Below are 14875 nucleotides of genomic sequence, written 5' to 3'. Positions count from 1 at the left end.
GCCTTCTCCTTCAACCCCCTCTCCGCTCTGCGCTTCCTGGGGCTTTATGCGACATAGTGGTCAAGTCTGGAAAATCCTACGCCCCAAGATCCCAGGGCATCCATGGGGTAGGATGAGGGGCATGCGGATCGCCTTCCAGGGGACGGAAGGGGCCTACAGCGAAGAGGCGGTGCTTAGGCGCTTCCCCGAGGCCAAGCCCTTGGGGTTTCCCACCTTCCACCAAGTCTTTGAGGCGGTGGAGGCGGGGGAGGCGGAGCTTGGGGTGGTGCCCGTGGAGAACACCACCGCGGGGAGCATCAACCAAACCTACGATCTCCTTCTGGAAAGCGACCTCCACGTGGTGGGAGAGATCGTCCACCGGGTGGAGCACTGCCTCCTGGCCCCCAAGGGCACGGGGCTTAAGGACCTCAAGGCGGTGAAGAGCCACCCCCAGGCCCTGGCCCAGTGCGACGGGTTTCTAGCCCGGATGCGCCTCACCCCCATCCCCGTCTACGATACCGCCGGGGCGGCCAAGGAGCTTGCGGAAAACCCGGAGCCGGGCCTTGGGGCCATCGCCTCGAGGCGGGCCGCCGAGCTTTACGGCCTGGAGATCCTGGCGGAAAACATTGAGGACTACCCCCACAACTACACCCGCTTCTTCATCATCGGCCGGGAGGAGGCCCCAAAGGGGGAAGGCCCCCACAAGACCAGCATCGTCTTCGCCGTGCGCCACCGCCCCGGGGGGCTTCTGGAGGCCCTAAGGGTCTTCGCCGAGGCGGGGGTGAACCTCACCAAGCTGGAGTCCAGGCCCCGCCGGGACAGGCCCTTTAGCTACCTCTTCTACCTGGACCTGGAGGGCCACATGGAAGACCCCGGCCCCGCCCAGGCCCTCCTCCACCTCCTGAGACGGGCGGCCTTTCTCAAGGTCTTGGGCTCCTACCCCGCCCACAAAAACGGGGCCTGAGGGCCCACCGCCCATACCAGGGCCTCCACCCTGTCTTTCGCAGCGGTGGAGTACCTAGCCTGGCCGCACGTCCACCACCTTCTCCCCGGCGGCCCTAAGGCGCCCCGGCACCCCTTCCACGTCCTCCCCCACCACCCGCATCACCAGGCGCTGGTAGCCGGGGAGGTGGGCGGCGGTGGCGATGGAGACGATGTTGGCCGGGGGGACGGCCCGGGCCATCTGGGCCAGGGCCCCGGGGACGTCGGGGATGTCCACGGTGATGCGAAGCCCCCCAAGCCTCAGGCCTAGGGCCTCAATGAAGGCCCGGAGCACGTCGGTCACGGTGATGATGCCCACAAGCCTCTCCCCCTCCATCACCGGAAGGCCCCCGATCTTCTTTTCCTCCATGAGGAGGGCCGCCTTCTCCAAGGGCTCGTCCGCCCCGATGGTGACGGCGGGCCTCGCCATCACCTCCTCCACGGTGAGCTTGGAGAGGAGGTAGTTCATCTCCCACACCGAGAGGGTGGTGGCCTTGGAGGGCATGGCGTCCTTGAGGTCCTTGTCGGTGACGATGCCCAAAAGCCTGCCCTCCTTCACCACGGGCAGGCGGCGGAAGCCTTTCTCCTTGAGGATCCGGATGGCCTCGAGCACCGGGGTCTCGGGGGCCACGGTGAGGGGGTCTTGGGTCATCCAGTCGCGGACGAGCATCCTCTATTCCTCCTTTCCCCCTAAACTTACCCGGCGCCCTAGGGGAAAAATGTCCCCGCCCCTCTTAGGAGGCGGGGTCAAGGGGAAAAGCCCCTAGCGGAGGTTCGCCCCCAGGACCACCCTGCCGAAGCGGCCAGGGCCGTCAAAGGGGTAGAAGTACTCCCCGTCCAGGAAGACCCCGGTCCTGGGGTCCAAGAGGACCTCCACCCCCAAGGAAAGGTGGAGGCCCAGCCGGCTCTGGTCGCCGAAGTGCCCCGCAAGCCCCCCGCCGAAGTAGGGGCGGATCCCCCTAAGGTCCCGGTCCAGCTGGCCCAGGTCGGGCTTGAAGAGGACCTCTCCCCCCACGAGGAAGCTAGGGCCCCCGGGGAAGAGGTCGGCGAAACCCCGGAAGGCCAGGTTCCGCTCCAAGGGCGCCTCGAGGCCCACCCCAAGGCCGGGCCCGGGCTCGGGCAGGGAGAGCCTAAAGCCGATGGCCCGCTGGGCCGAGGCCAAGGAACCCAGGGCCAACGCAAACGCAAAGAGGAAAACACCCAAGAACCTGCGCATACCCTTCACCTCCGCCCCCTAGGATAACCGGAAGAGGCGCCAAAGGCCAAAAAGGTTCCTCTCACCCGGGCTTCACGGAAGGCCGCTAGGCTACGGGGCATGAAGCGGCTTTCCCTCTTCGCCCTTCTCCTCGGGCTTGGCCTCGGCCTTACGCCCCTTATGGCCCAGAACAAGAACGTCCCTAGCCGCGTGGGCTTCGTGGACGCCGACGCCCTCATCCAGGCCCACCCCGACTACAAGAAGGTCCAGGACGTGCAGGCCCAGGCCAAGAAGGAACTCTCCCCCCTGGAGGAGAAGCTCAAGCCCCTGGACCAGAAGGTGCGCTCCGGCCAGGCCAGCGCCAAGGAGCGCCAGGACTACGAGGCCCTCATGAAGACCTACCAGTCCACCCTGGAGAAGTGGCGGGAGCGGCAGAACCAGGCCCTAAAGCCCATCCTCGAGGACGTGGACCGGGCCATCGCCAAGGTGGCCCAGGCCCAAGGCTTCAGCGTGGTGATGAGCCGCCAGGTGGCGGCCCAGTCAGGCCTGGTGGTCTACGCCAGCAACGACACCGACCTCACCCAAGTGGTGATCCAAGAGCTTAAGCGCTAGAGGCCCCTTGGCCAAGGCCCCAAGGCCCCTTGGGGCCTTTTTTTCCGTATAATTGCCGAAGATGGCGAAGCGGAAGCCCATGGCCAAAGGGTCCCGGGAGGGAGAAGCCTGGGGAGCGGTCCTCCTCGGGGCGGCCATCGCCCTTCTCGCCCCCCTCTACCCCTGGCCCACAGGGCTTCTGGGTGAGGTCCTCCGCCTTTACCTCTACGAGGTCCTGGGGCTTTCCGCCTACCTCCTCCCCCCTTCCCTGGCCCTCATGGGCCTGGCCCTCCTCCGGGGAAAGGCCCTCAGGCCCCTCCTCCGCCACCTCCTCTTCCTCCACCTCCTCGCCCTCGCCCTCCTCCCCCTCCTCCCCACCCTCTCGGGGAGGGTGGGCCAGGGGATCCGGGGGGCCCTCCTGGAGGCCGCCGGGGTTTTGGGCCTGGCCCTGCCGGTGGGGCTTGGCCTGGCGGTCTTAGACCTCTGGCGGGGCAGGCCCCCCTTCACCCTCCTCCTCCAGGGGATTCGGCTTGGGGTCCAGGGGGTCAGGCGGGCCCGCCTGGGGCTTAAGGCCTGGGGCCTAAGGCGCACCCTGAAGCGCCTCGCCCGCCTCTACCCGGACCACACGGGCCTCCTGGCAACCGCCCAGACCCTAAGCCCCGAAACCCTCCCCGAGGTGGAAAAGGCCCTCCGGGCGTTTCTGGAAGAGCGGGCCCAGGAGCTCAAGCGGGCCATGGAGGGGGATGCCCGCCCCTTGGAGCCCACCCTCAAAGCCCTCCTTGCCGCCCTCAAGGACCCGGTCCCCGGGGAAGGGCCTTTGCGGGAGGCCCTGGAGGAGCGCCGGGCCGCCCTGCACCTCGAGGCCCAGGCCCTCTGGGCGAGGCTTAAGGCCCTCGCCCCCGTGCCCCCGGTGCGGGCGAGCCTCAAGGGCATCCTGAAGGCCCAGGCCCTCAAGGAGGAAAGGCGGGCCGCCTGGGAGGCCCTTTCGGGCCTGGTGGAGGACCTTCTAAGCCGCCAGGAAGCCCTGGAGGCGTGGCTTTCCTTCCTGGCCGCCCACCCCGAGGCCCAGAGGGAAGGCCTCAAAGCCCTCCTCACCGGGAACCCTCCCCCCAAGGCCGAGCCCGAGGCCCCGGAGCCCGAGCCCCTGAACCTAGACCTGGACCTGGTCTTCCCCGAGCCCGAACCCGAGCCCGCCCCCAAGCCTCGGAAAGCCCCCGCCTCCACCGCCCTCGCCCTCCCCACCCCCGACCTCCTGGACCCCCCCGAGCCCAAGGGGGCCTCGAGGGCCTTGGAGGAGGAGGCCGAGCGGCTCAAGCGCACCATCGGGGAAACCCTGAAGCACTTCGGGATCCAGGCCCAGGTGGTGGGCCACGCCCGGGGGCCCAGCGTCACCCGCTACGAGATCCTCCCCGCCCCTGGAGAGAAGATCAGCCGCATCCAGAGCCTGCAGAACGACCTGGCCCGGGCCCTGGCGGTGGGGGCGGTGCGGATTGAGGCCCCCATCCCGGGGAAGAACACCGTGGGCCTGGAGGTGCCCAACCCCAAGCGGGAACTCGTCCGCTTCTCCGAGGCGGTCCTCTCCCCCCATTTCCAAAACGCCAAGGCCCTCCTGCCCCTCATCCTAGGCAAGAGCATTGAGGGGGAGATCTGGGTGAGGGACCTCGCCAAAATGCCCCACCTCCTCATCGCCGGCTCCACGGGAAGCGGGAAGAGCGTGGCCATCAACGTCCTCATCGCAAGCCTCCTCTTCAAGCACCTCCCCACCACCCTGCGCCTTCTCCTCATTGACCCCAAGATGGTGGAGCTCACCCCCTACGAGGGGATCCCTCACCTGGTCCGCCCTGTGGTGACGAGCCCCGAGGAGGCCGCCGGGGTCCTGCAGGGGGCCGTGGCCCACATGGAACGGCGCTACCGGATGATGAGCCAGGTGGGGGCCCGGAACCTGGAGCAGTACAACGCCAAGGTGGGGCCCGATGAGGCTTTGCCCTACCTGGTCATCGTGGTGGACGAGCTCGCCGACCTGATGATGACCGCCCCCAAGGAGGTGGAGGCGGCCATCCTGCGCCTGGCCCAGATGGCCCGGGCCACGGGGATGCACCTCATCCTCGCCACCCAGCGCCCCAGCGTGGACATCCTCACCTCCCTCATCAAGGTGAACATCCCCGCCCGCCTGGCCTTCGCCGTGGCCAGCGGCTTTGACTCCCGCACCATCCTGGACACCCAAGGGGCGGAGCGCCTCATCGGCCAAGGGGACGCTCTCTTCCTCCAGCCCGGCCTTCCCAAGCCCGTGCGCCTCCAGGTCCCTTACCTCTCGGAGGAAGAGGTGGCCCGCCTGGCGGGCTTCCTCCGAGGGCAAAGCTTCCCCGACCGCTTCGCCGAGGCCTACGGGGCGGACTTTGAACCCCCAAAAGCCCCGGAGGGAGGAGGGCCGGGGGAGGTGGACTTCTCCGACCCCCTCCTGAGGAAAGCGGCGGAGATCGTGGTGGAGGAGGGGTACGGCTCGGTGAGCCGTCTGCAGCGGAGGCTTTCCATCGGCCACGCCCGCGCGGGGAAGCTCATGGACGCCCTCGAGGCCATGGGCATCGTGGGCCCACCCCGGGGCTCCAAACCCCGGGAGGTCCTCATCACCAAGGAGGAGCTCAAGGACTTCTTCGGCTGAGGGGCTTGCCCCCCCTCCCCCGGGGGGCTATGATAGGCGCTTGTGGAAACGGTGCCGGGCGGGCGTTGGGTAGCGGAGATCTACGGGTGCGACGTGGACATTTTGGAGGACCCCAAGATGGTGGAGGCGGCCCTCGTGGACGCGGTGATGCGCCTCGGGGCCCCCAAGGGCTCGGCCCAGTCGGTGGTGTACAAGTTCCACCCCCAGGGGCTCTCCGCGGCGGTCATAAGCCCCGTGGCCGCGGTGATGATCCACACCTGGCCCGAGGACAACGCCTCCGCCACCTTGGACCTCTACTTCTACCGGGACGGGGTGGACCCGGAGGAGGTGCTCAAGGGGCTCACCCGGGCCTTCGGGGCCAAGGAGGAGTCCGCCTTCCGCTACTGGCGGGGCACGGAGCACGCCATCAAGCGCCGCGGCTTCGGCGCGGAGAAGCCTTAGAAAGGAGGACCTATGGACTACGGGATGTACTTCTTTGAGCACGTCACCCCTTACGAGACCTTGGTGCGGCGGATGGAGCGGGTCATCGCCTCGGGCAAGACCCCCTTCCAGGACTACTTCCTCTTTGAGACCAAGGGCTTCGGCAAGGTGCTCATCCTGGACAAGGACGTCCAGAGCACGGAAAAGGACGAGTACATCTACCACGAGACCCTGGTCCACCCCGCCATGCTCACCCACCCCGAGCCCAGGCGGGTCCTCATCGTGGGAGGCGGGGAGGGGGCCACCCTCCGGGAGGTCCTCAAGCACCCCACGGTGGAACGGGCGGTGATGGTGGACATTGACGGGGAGCTGGTGGAGGTGGCCAAGCGCCACATGCCCGAGTGGCACCAGGGGGCCTTTGACGATCCGAGGACCGTCCTGGTTATTGACGACGCCCGGGCCTACCTGGAGCGCACGGAGGAGCGCTACGACGTCATCATCATTGACCTCACCGACCCCGTGGGGGAGGACAACCCCGCCAGGCTCCTCTACACCGTGGAGTTCTACCGCCTGGTGAAGGCCCACCTGAACCCCGGCGGGGTGATGGGCATGCAGGCGGGGATGATCATGCTCACCCACCACCGGGTCCACCCCGTGGTCCACCGGACGGTCAGGGAGGCCTTCCGCTACGTGCGGAGTTACAAGAACCACATCCCGGGCTTCTTCCTGAACTACGGCTTCCTCCTGGCCTCCGACGCCTTTGACCCCGCCGCCTTCTCCGAAGGGGTCATAGAGGCCCGGATCCGGGAGCGGAACCTCGCCCTGCGCCACCTCACCGCCCCTTACCTCGAGGCCATGTTCGTCCTGCCTAAGGACCTCCTCGAGGCCCTGGAGAAGGAGACCATGGTCTCCACCGACCAAAACCCCTTCTACGTCACCCCCGAGGGGGAGGCCCGCCAGGCCCCCTATGCGGGCTAGATCCGCTTCGGGTAAAGTGAAGCCATGCCGCGCGCTATAGTTCTCGTAGTGGTTGCCCTGGCCCTCCTGGGCCTCGGCTGGATCCTCTGGGGGCCCAAGGGGAAGGCGGGGGTGGACCCGGCCCAGGGCGCCCGTTTCGCCCTGGGGCGGGAGGACGCCCCGGTGGTGGTGGTGGACTTCTCCAACTACCTCTGCCCCCACTGCCAAAACCACGCCCTAAACATCCTCCCCCGGCTCAAGGCCGAGTACATAGACACGGGCAAGGTGCGCTACCTCTTCCGCGACTTCCCCTTCCCCGGGCAAGCGAACGTGATCCGGGCGGGCGAGGCTGCGGCCTGCGCCGCCGACCAGGGGCGCTACTACGAGTACCACGAGATCCTCTTCCGGGCGGCTAGCGGCTGGGCAAACCTTTCCGGGGAGGTCCTGGACCGCTACCTGGTGGACCTGGCGGGGCAGCTGGGCCTGGACACCCAGGCCTTCCAGACCTGCCTGGCCTCCGGGAAGCACCGGGAAGGGGTTTTGGCCGACCAGAAGCTGGCCTCTGACCTCGGCCTCACCGGTACCCCCACCTTCTTCATCGCCGGGGAAAAGCACACGGGCTTCCTCCCCTACGAGGAGTGGCAGGCCCTCTTGGATAAGGCCTTGGCGGGGAAGGAGTAAGGGGAAGGCGGTGTAGGGACGGGGGAAGCACACCCCGTCCCCGAGCCTTTTCTCTGCTACCCTTGGGGCATGGAAGCCCTCTGGGTAACCGCCGCCTTCACCCTGGGCCTTTTGGCTAGCCGCCTGGGGCTGCCCCCTCTGGTGGGGTATCTGGCGGCAGGCTTCGCCCTCCATGGGCTAGGCCTCCGGGAAACGGACTTCCTGCACCAGGCGGCGGAGATCGGCATTCTTCTCCTGCTTTTCAGTATCGGGATCAAGCTGCGGCCCCAGGACTTCCTGGAGCCCCGGGCCCTGGGGGTGGGGGGCTCCATCTCTTTCTCTTCGGCCTCTTGGCCTTCCTCCTCACCCAGAACCTGCCTTTGACCTTGGCTCTGGCCTTCTCCAGCACCGTGTTAGTGGCCAAGCTCCTGGAGGACAAGCGGGAGCTCACCACCTACCATGGCCGGCTGGCGGTGAGCATCCTGGTGCTGCAGGACCTGGTGGCGGTGGGCCTCCTCACCCTTTATGGGGGAGGGGCGCCGAGCCCTTTCGCACTTCTCCTCCTCCTTCTGCCTCTTTTCCGCCGGGGGGTGGCCTGGCTCTTGGAGCATAGCGGCCACGAGGAGCTTTTGGTGCTCTTCGGCCTGGGGGTGGCCCTCCTGGGCGGGGAGGCCTTCCGAAGCCTGGGGCTTTCCCCGGAGCTTGGGGCCTTGCTCATGGGCGCCCTCCTCTCGGGCCACGCCAAGGGCACGGAGATGGCCAAAAGCCTTTGGAGCCTGAAGGAGGCCTTCCTGGTGGCCTTCTTTCTGGACATCGGCCTTAAGGAGGGGCTAGGGGGGGCTGACCTGGCCTTTTTGGGCTCCTTCCTCCTCCTAAACCTCCTTAAGGCCCCCCTCTTCTTCCTCCTCTTCCTCCTCTTCGGCCTGAGGGCCCGCACCGCCTTCGTGGCCGGGCTCTATCTGGGCAACTACTCCGAGTTCGCCCTCATCGTGGGGGTGGCCCTGGAAAAAGCGGGCCTCCTGCCCACGGGCCTGGGCAACCTCGGCCTCCTGGTGGCCCTTTCCATGGGCTTTTCCGCCCCCTTAGGCCGCTACAGCCACACCCTCTACAAGCGCTTAGAGCCCCTCCTCCTGCGCCTGGAGCGCCGGGGCCTCCACCCGGACCAGGAGCCCGAGCGCCTGGACGGGGCCTCGGTCCTCATCGTGGGTATGGGCCGCACCGGGGGGGCCGTCTACCGGGCGCTGGAGGCGGGGGGAGAAAGGCCCTTCGGCCTGGACGCCGACCCCGAGAAGGTGGAGCGCCATCGGGGAAAGGGCTTGCGGGTCCTCTACGGGGACGCCGAGGACCCCGAGCTTTGGGAAAGGCTGGACCTAAGGGGCCTGAAGGCCGTGGTCCTCGCCCTGCCGGACCTGGAGGCCAAGACCCTCGCCGCCCGCTGGCTCAAGGAGCGGGGCTTCCAGGGGCTTGTCGCCGCCACCAGCTACTTCCTCGAGGAGGACCCCGTGCTGGCCCAGGAAGGGGTCCACCTCATCTTCCACCCGTTCCAGGAAGCTGGGGAAAGGCTCGGGGAGCGGGTCCTGGAGAACCTCGCTATAATGGGTAAGGTGAACTATGGCCGGTCACAGCAAATGGGCTCAGATTAAGCGCAAGAAGGCCGCGAACGACCTGAAGCGCGGCAAGCTCATCTCCAAGCACCTCAGGGCCATCCAGGCGGCGGCCCGCGCCGGGGGAAGCCCCTACCCCGAGGCCAACGTCCAGCTCAGGAACGCCATTGAAGCCGCCCGGGCCGACGACGTGCCCATGGAGAACATTGAGCGCCTCCTACAAAAGCTTCAAGGAGGTGGGGAAAATGCCGAGCAGTACGAGGAGATCGTCTACGAGGGGTACGCCCCCGGCGGGGTGGCCCTTTTGGTCTACGCCCTCACCGACAACCGCAACCGCACCGCAAGCGAGGTGCGCCACGTCTTCGGCAAATACGGGGGCTCCCTGGGCACCTCGGGGAGCGTGGCCTGGCAGTTTGAAAGGCGGGGCGTGATCGTCTGCGAGAACACCGAAACGGCCCAGGAGGCGGCCATTGAGCTCGGCGCCTTGGACCTGGAGGAGGAAGGGAAAAGCCTCACCGTCTACACCGAGCCCACGGAGGCCTACCGGATCGCCGAGGAGCTGAAAAAGCGGGGGATCTCCGTGGAGGCGGTGGAGGTGGTGCAGCACCCCCAGAACACCGTGGCCCTCTCCCCGGAGGAAGCCCAAAAGGTGATGCGGCTCGTGGAGGCCCTAGAGGACCTGGACGACGTCCAGCACGTCTACACCAACCTGGACCCGGAAAGCCTCCAGGTGGAGGCCTAACCCTTTTCAAGGGCGAAAGCGCCCGGCTTTTCCGGGCGCTTTTTGCCTAGGGCTTACTTTTTGCGCTTTTTCTCCTCACGCATGAGCCGCCGCCGCTCGGCCCGGGAAAGGCCCGGCTGGGGCGGGGGGGTGGCGCGCCGCTTCTCCACCCCGAAGGCCTGGGAAGGCTCCGGCCTGGCCTCGGGCACAGGCACGTAGGGGGCCTCCCGCACAGGCCGCACGGGCTCGGCCTCCACCTTGAGGCGGAAGAGGAACTTGGCCACCTCGCTCTTGATGAAGGCCACCATGTCGTTGAAAAGCCGGGTGGCCTCAATCTTGTACTCCTGGAAGGGGTCCTTCTGGCCGTAGCCCCTAAGGAAGATCCCCTGCCTGAGGACGTCCAGGTTGTGGAGGTGTTCCTTCCAGGCGTTGTCCACCACGTTGAGGATCACGAAGCGCTCCACCGCCCGCATGAGGGGTGGGGAGAGCTCGGCCTCCCGGGCCTCGTAGGCCTTGAGGGCGGCCTCCACGAGCCTTTCCACCGCCTCCTCGGCCTTCAGGCCCCTAAGCTCCTCAAAGGGAAAGTCCTGGAGCTGGGGCGCGGTGTCCAGGAGGGCGGCCTTGAGGCCCTCGAGGTCCCAGTCCTCGGGGTGGACCTCGGGGTTGAGGAAGTTTTCCGCCAGGGAGGCCACCGTCTCCTCCACCATGCCCAAGGCGGCCTCCTTCACCTCCTCGTCCTTGCCGAGGAGGATGAGGCGGCGCTGGGCGTAGATCACCTCCCGCTGGCGGCTTAGGACGTCGTCAAACTGCAGAAGCTGCTTCCTTATGGCGAAGTTCCGGTCCTCCACCCGCTTCTGGGCCCTTTCAATGGAGCGGGTCACCATGGGGTGCTCAATGGGCTCGGAGTCGTCAAAGCCCATCCGGTCCAGCATGGCGATGACCCGGTCGGAGGCGAAGAGGCGCATGAGGTCGTCGTCAAAGGAGACGTAGAAGCGGCTTCCCCCCGGGTCTCCCTGGCGCCCGGCGCGGCCGCGGAGCTGGTTGTCTATGCGGCGGGACTCGTGCCGCTCGGTGCCGATGATGAAAAGCCCCCCCAGGGCCCGGACCCGCTCCTCGTCCTGCTTGCACTCCTCGCGGATCTGGCGGATCCTTTCCAAAAGCTCGTCCTTCACCCCGAGCTCCTGGGCCAAGGCCTTGGCCTCCTCCTCCTGCCCCGCCACCATCTTCTTGATGAAGAGCTCCACCTTCCACTCGTAGCGGTCAAACCCTTCCTTCTCCAGAAGGGATGCCGCCAGGTACTCGGGGTTGCCGCCGAGCTTGATGTCCGTGCCCCGCCCCGCCATGTTGGTGGCGATGGTGACGGTCTTGCTCCGCCCCGCCTGGGCCACGATCTCCGCCTCCCTGGCGTGGTGCTTGGCGTTCAGGACCTGGTGGGGGATCCCCTGGCGAAGGATGGCGAGGGTGTGGACCGCCCGCTTCAGGCCCTCCCAGGCCGCGCGCAGGTTCCCCTTGGGCGGGATGAGGGCTTCAAAGGGGGCAAGGTCCTCGTCCTTGAGCTGGGCGGGCCTTTCCAGAAGCTTCCTGAGGCGCTCCCACTCCGGGCCCTGCTGCTTGGCGCTGGCCTTTTTAAAGAGCTCCAGGCGCATCTCCAGCCTGGGGAGGTAGAGCCTGGGCTCCTTGAGCATCTGGGAGAGCCTTTCCGACTTCTCAATGCTGATGGTGCCCACCAGGACGGGCTGGCCCCGCTCGTACTTCTCGGCGATCTCCTCCACCACGGCGTAGAACTTCCCCTTCTCCGTGCGGTAGACCACGTCGGGGTAGTCCTGGCGGATCACCGGGCGGTTGGTGGGGACCACCACCACGTCCATCCCGTAGATCTCCTGGAACTCCTTCTCCTCGGTCTTGGCGGTGCCCGTCATGCCCGCCCGCTTCTCGTAGAGGCGGAAGAAGTTCTGGTAGGTGATGGTGGCCAGGGTCTGGTTCTCCCGCTCAATCCGGACCCCCTCCTTGGCCTCAATGGCCTGGTGGAGGCCCTCCCCGTAGCGGCGGCCCGGCATGAGGCGGCCCGTGAACTCGTCCACGATGATAACTTGGCCGTCCTGGACGATGTAGTCCCGGTCCCGGTGGTAGAGCTCCTTGGCCCGGATGGCCTGGATGAGCATGTGGGCGAGCTCCATGTTCTCCGGGCTGAAAAGCCCCTCCACCCCGAGAAGCTTCTCCGCCTTGGCGATGCCCTGGAGGGTGAGGTGGACGGAGCGGTTCTTCTCCTCAATGGTGTAGTCTCCCGTGGGCTCCTTGCGCACCCCGGGCTCGGCGGGAAGGCCCCTTTCTAGCTTTTTGGCGATCTCCGCCATCTTGTAGTAGAGGTCCGTGGCCTTCTCGGCGGGGCCCGAGATGATGAGGGGGGTGCGGGCCTCGTCAATGAGGATGGAGTCCACCTCATCGATGATGGCGTAGTGGAGGGGGTGGTCGTGGCGGAGGACCAGCTGGTCGGGGCTTATGGCCATGTTGTCCCGCAGGTAGTCAAAGCCGAGCTCAGCGTTGGTCACGTAGGTGACGTCGCAAAGGTAGGCCTTGCGCCGCTCCGCCGGGGTGGAGGCGTGCTGGATCACCCCCACGGAAAGGCCTAAGCCCCGGTAGACGGGCCCCATCCACTCGGCGTCCCGCCGGGCCAGGTAGTCGTTCACCGTGACCACGTGGACGCCCTTGCCGGTGAGGGCGTTTAGGGCCACGGCCAGGGTGGCCACCAGGGTCTTGCCCTCGCCGGTCTTCATCTCGGCGATCTTCCCCTCGTGGAGAACCGCCCCGCCGATGAGCTGCACGTCAAAGTGGCGCATGCCCAGGTAGCGCTTGGCGGACTCCCGGGTGAGGGCGAAGGCCATGGGGAGGAGCTCGTCCAGGGAAGCGCCCTTCTGGTGCTTTTCCTTGAGTTCCCGGTAGGCGGCGGCCAGGTCCTGGATCTTCTCCACCTCGGCCTCGAGGCGGTTTACCGGCTCCACCACCTGCCTGTAGTAGCGGGCGATCTCCCGCTCGTTGTTGTCAAAGAGCCTGCGCAAAAGGCCTAACATCCTAAGGCCGATTGTACCCCTTCGGGATGAGAAACCCCTTTAGGCTTCCTCCAAGGGCCAGTAGGCGGTGGCCCCCAAGGAGAGGGGGCTTGGGGGAAAGCCCCGCATATAGCGGCGCCAGGCGGCGAGGGCGATCATGGCCCCGTTGTCCTGGGAAAGCCCCTTGGGAGGGAAATAGACCTTTAGGCCCGCCTCCTTAAAGCGCGCCTGGAGCGCCCGGTTTGCCGCCACCCCCCCGGCCACCAGGAGGACCTTGTGCCCCGTGTCCTCCGCCGCCTTCAGGACCACCTCCGCCAGGTGGGCGATGGCCGCCTCCTGGAAGCCCTTGGCGAGGGCGGCTTTGGGAAGGCCCTTCTCCACCAGGTGGAGGGCCTTGGTCTTGAGCCCGGAGAAGCTGAAATCGTACCCCTCCTGGTCCTTTAGGGGCACGGGGAAGGGAACCACCTCCTCCGCCTCCGCCGCCAGGCGCTCCACCTCGGGCCCCCCGGGAAAGCCAAGGCCGAGAAGCCTCGCCACCTTGTCAAAGGCCTCCCCGGCGGCGTCGTCCCGGGTGGCCCCGAGGAGGCGGTAGCGGCCGAGGTCCAGGACCTCATAAAGGTGGGTGTGCCCCCCCGAGGCCACCAGGGCGAGGAAGGGGGGGTCTAGCCCCTCGGGCCAGGCGGCGGCGATGTGGCCCTCGAGGTGGTGGATGGCGTAAAAAGGCTTCCCCAAGGCCCAGGCGAGCCCCTTGGCGAAGGTGTAGCCCACGAGCAGGGCCCCGATGAGCCCGGGGCCCCGGGTGGCCGCCACCAAGGAGAGGTCCTTAGGGGTTATGCCCGCCAGGGCCAAGGCCCGCTCGGCAAGGGGGCGGATGGCCTTCAGGTGCTCGCGGCTTGCGAGCTCCGGCACCACGCCCCCGTAGGCCTCGTGCAGGCGCACCTGGCTTGCCACCAGGTTCACCACCACCTGGCCGTCCCGTACCAGGCCCACCCCGGTGTCGTCGCAGGAGGTGTCAATCCCCAAGACCCACACCGTCCCCACTCTAGCAAGGGTAGCCTTAGGGGAAGGTGCTCTGGCTTTTACCCCCGGTCCTCCTCTTGGTCTACCTCCTCTACCGGGCGAGGCGGCCCCGGGTGCGCCCTTGGGCCGGGGTGTGGCTTTGGCGGAAGGGCAGGAGGCGGCGCTTCCGGCCGAGGCTAGACCTGAGGCTTTTCCTCCTCCTCCTAGGGGCCGCCCTCCTGGTCCTCGCCCTGGAAGACCCCCCCTTGGGACCCTCCCCTTTGGTCCTGGTGGTGGACGCCTCGGCCAGCATGGGGGCCAAGGAAGGGGCAAAAACCCGGCTGGACCTGGCCAAGGAAAGGCTTCTTCCCCTTCTGGAAAGGGCGCCCGAGGCGGTCTTGGTGCGGGCCGGGGCGAGGCCCACCGCCTTCGGCCCCGCCCCCGGGGTGGCCCTAAGGGAAAGGCTCCTCGCCCTAAAGGCGGAAGACCCCCGGGCCGACCTGGAGGGGGCCATCGCCCTAGGGCGGAGGCTTCTCAAGGCCCCGGTGGTGGTGGCCACGGACGGCCCCCCGCCCCCCGGGGTGGAGGGGTACGTGGGCGTGGGAAGCCCTAGGGAAAACCTAGGGATCGTGGCGGTGGAAGGCGGCTTCTTGGCCTTGGGGAATAGCGCAAACCGCCCCCTCCTAGCCCAGGTGGCAGTGGGGGGGAGGACCTACCCGGTGGAGGTCCCCGCCCGGGGCTTCGCCCGCCTTCAGGGCCTCCCCCAAAGCTTCGCCGCCCGCCTCCTGGGGGAAGACGCCCTGGCCTTGGACGACGAGGCCGCCTTCGGCCTAAGGCGGCTTGGGGTGGACTACCCCAGGCTTCCCGCCCTGGAGAGGCTTTTCCGCCTCCTGGACGCCCTCCCGGGGAGCGAGGTCCTGGTGCGGATCGCCACCCCCCAAGGCCCCCCAAGCCGTCCCACCCTCTTCCTGGCCCCCAGGGGGGGAAGCCTCACCCCCGTCCTCCTCACCGCCCCCCACCCCCTCTTGGAAGGGGTGGCCCTCCTGGGGGAAAGCCTCCCCC

The 14875-nt window shown here is 67.6% G+C and carries 12 protein-coding genes and 1 pseudogene; 9 read left to right on the top strand and 4 right to left on the bottom strand.

The genetic code is table 11. The features are described 5' to 3' along the window. The first annotated feature begins 121 nt into the window (after positions 1-121). Positions 122-943 carry a prephenate dehydratase gene (gene pheA, locus IEX93_RS10510; protein WP_188848148.1) on the top strand — a complete coding sequence of 274 codons (822 nt, stop codon included), beginning with the start codon at positions 122-124 and terminating at the stop codon, positions 941-943. Between the two features lie 54 nt (positions 944-997). Here pheA and IEX93_RS10505 read toward each other — a convergent pair whose 3' ends face one another. Further along, the gene (locus IEX93_RS10505) at positions 998-1630 is read right to left on the bottom strand and encodes a CBS and ACT domain-containing protein (protein WP_188848147.1); all 633 of its coding nucleotides are present in this window, start codon (positions 1628-1630) and stop codon (positions 998-1000) included. A 93-nt stretch (positions 1631-1723) separates the two neighbouring features. Next, positions 1724-2176, bottom strand: coding sequence for a hypothetical protein (locus IEX93_RS10500; RefSeq protein ID WP_188848146.1), 453 nt, complete (start codon positions 2174-2176; stop codon positions 1724-1726). A 99-nt stretch (positions 2177-2275) separates the two neighbouring features. Between IEX93_RS10500 and IEX93_RS10495 the strand changes: the two genes are divergently transcribed. From IEX93_RS10495 to IEX93_RS10465, 7 genes and pseudogenes are all read left to right on the top strand, one after another. Continuing rightward, the gene (locus tag IEX93_RS10495; protein ID WP_188848145.1) at positions 2276-2767 is read left to right on the top strand and encodes an OmpH family outer membrane protein; all 492 of its coding nucleotides are present in this window, start codon (positions 2276-2278) and stop codon (positions 2765-2767) included. A gap of 61 nt (positions 2768-2828) precedes the next feature. Beyond that, positions 2829-5405 carry a DNA translocase FtsK gene (locus tag IEX93_RS10490; RefSeq protein WP_188848144.1) on the top strand — a complete coding sequence of 859 codons (2577 nt, stop codon included), beginning with the start codon at positions 2829-2831 and terminating at the stop codon, positions 5403-5405. A gap of 42 nt (positions 5406-5447) precedes the next feature. After that, positions 5448-5846 (top strand): S-adenosylmethionine decarboxylase, encoded by a 399-nt coding sequence (gene speD / locus IEX93_RS10485; RefSeq protein WP_188848143.1) that lies wholly within the window; start codon positions 5448-5450, stop codon positions 5844-5846. A 12-nt stretch (positions 5847-5858) separates the two neighbouring features. Next, positions 5859-6803 (top strand): polyamine aminopropyltransferase, encoded by a 945-nt coding sequence (gene speE / locus IEX93_RS10480; RefSeq protein ID WP_188848142.1) that lies wholly within the window; start codon positions 5859-5861, stop codon positions 6801-6803. A 24-nt stretch (positions 6804-6827) separates the two neighbouring features. After that, entirely contained in the window at positions 6828-7463 is a 636-nt protein-coding gene (locus tag IEX93_RS10475; protein ID WP_188848141.1) for a DsbA family protein, read from the top strand. Positions 7464-7532: 69 nt separating this feature from the next. Further along, a pseudogene (locus IEX93_RS10470) lies at positions 7533-9085 on the top strand (cation:proton antiporter domain-containing protein). Continuing rightward, on the top strand, positions 9054-9788 hold the full coding sequence (locus IEX93_RS10465; RefSeq protein WP_188848140.1) for a YebC/PmpR family DNA-binding transcriptional regulator: 735 nt from the start codon (positions 9054-9056) through the stop codon (positions 9786-9788). The pseudogene IEX93_RS10470 and the gene IEX93_RS10465 overlap by 32 nt, the downstream one beginning before the upstream one ends. A gap of 53 nt (positions 9789-9841) precedes the next feature. Here IEX93_RS10465 and secA read toward each other — a convergent pair whose 3' ends face one another. After that, entirely contained in the window at positions 9842-12835 is a 2994-nt protein-coding gene (secA, locus tag IEX93_RS10460) for a preprotein translocase subunit SecA (RefSeq protein WP_188848139.1), read from the bottom strand. A gap of 39 nt (positions 12836-12874) precedes the next feature. Further along, positions 12875-13846 (bottom strand): tRNA (adenosine(37)-N6)-threonylcarbamoyltransferase complex transferase subunit TsaD, encoded by a 972-nt coding sequence (gene tsaD, locus IEX93_RS10455; protein ID WP_188848149.1) that lies wholly within the window; start codon positions 13844-13846, stop codon positions 12875-12877. Between the two features lie 35 nt (positions 13847-13881). On the opposite strand from tsaD, the gene IEX93_RS10450 reads away from it, so the two are divergent. Further along, positions 13882-14875 (top strand): vWA domain-containing protein (locus IEX93_RS10450; RefSeq protein WP_188848138.1); only part of this gene is annotated, 994 nt, incomplete at its 3' end.

It is taken from the genome of Thermus composti (genome assembly GCF_014647535.1).
In the GTDB taxonomy this organism is placed as follows: Bacteria; Deinococcota; Deinococci; order Deinococcales; family Thermaceae; genus Thermus; species Thermus composti.
This window is presented reverse-complemented; position numbering and strand designations above follow the sequence as displayed.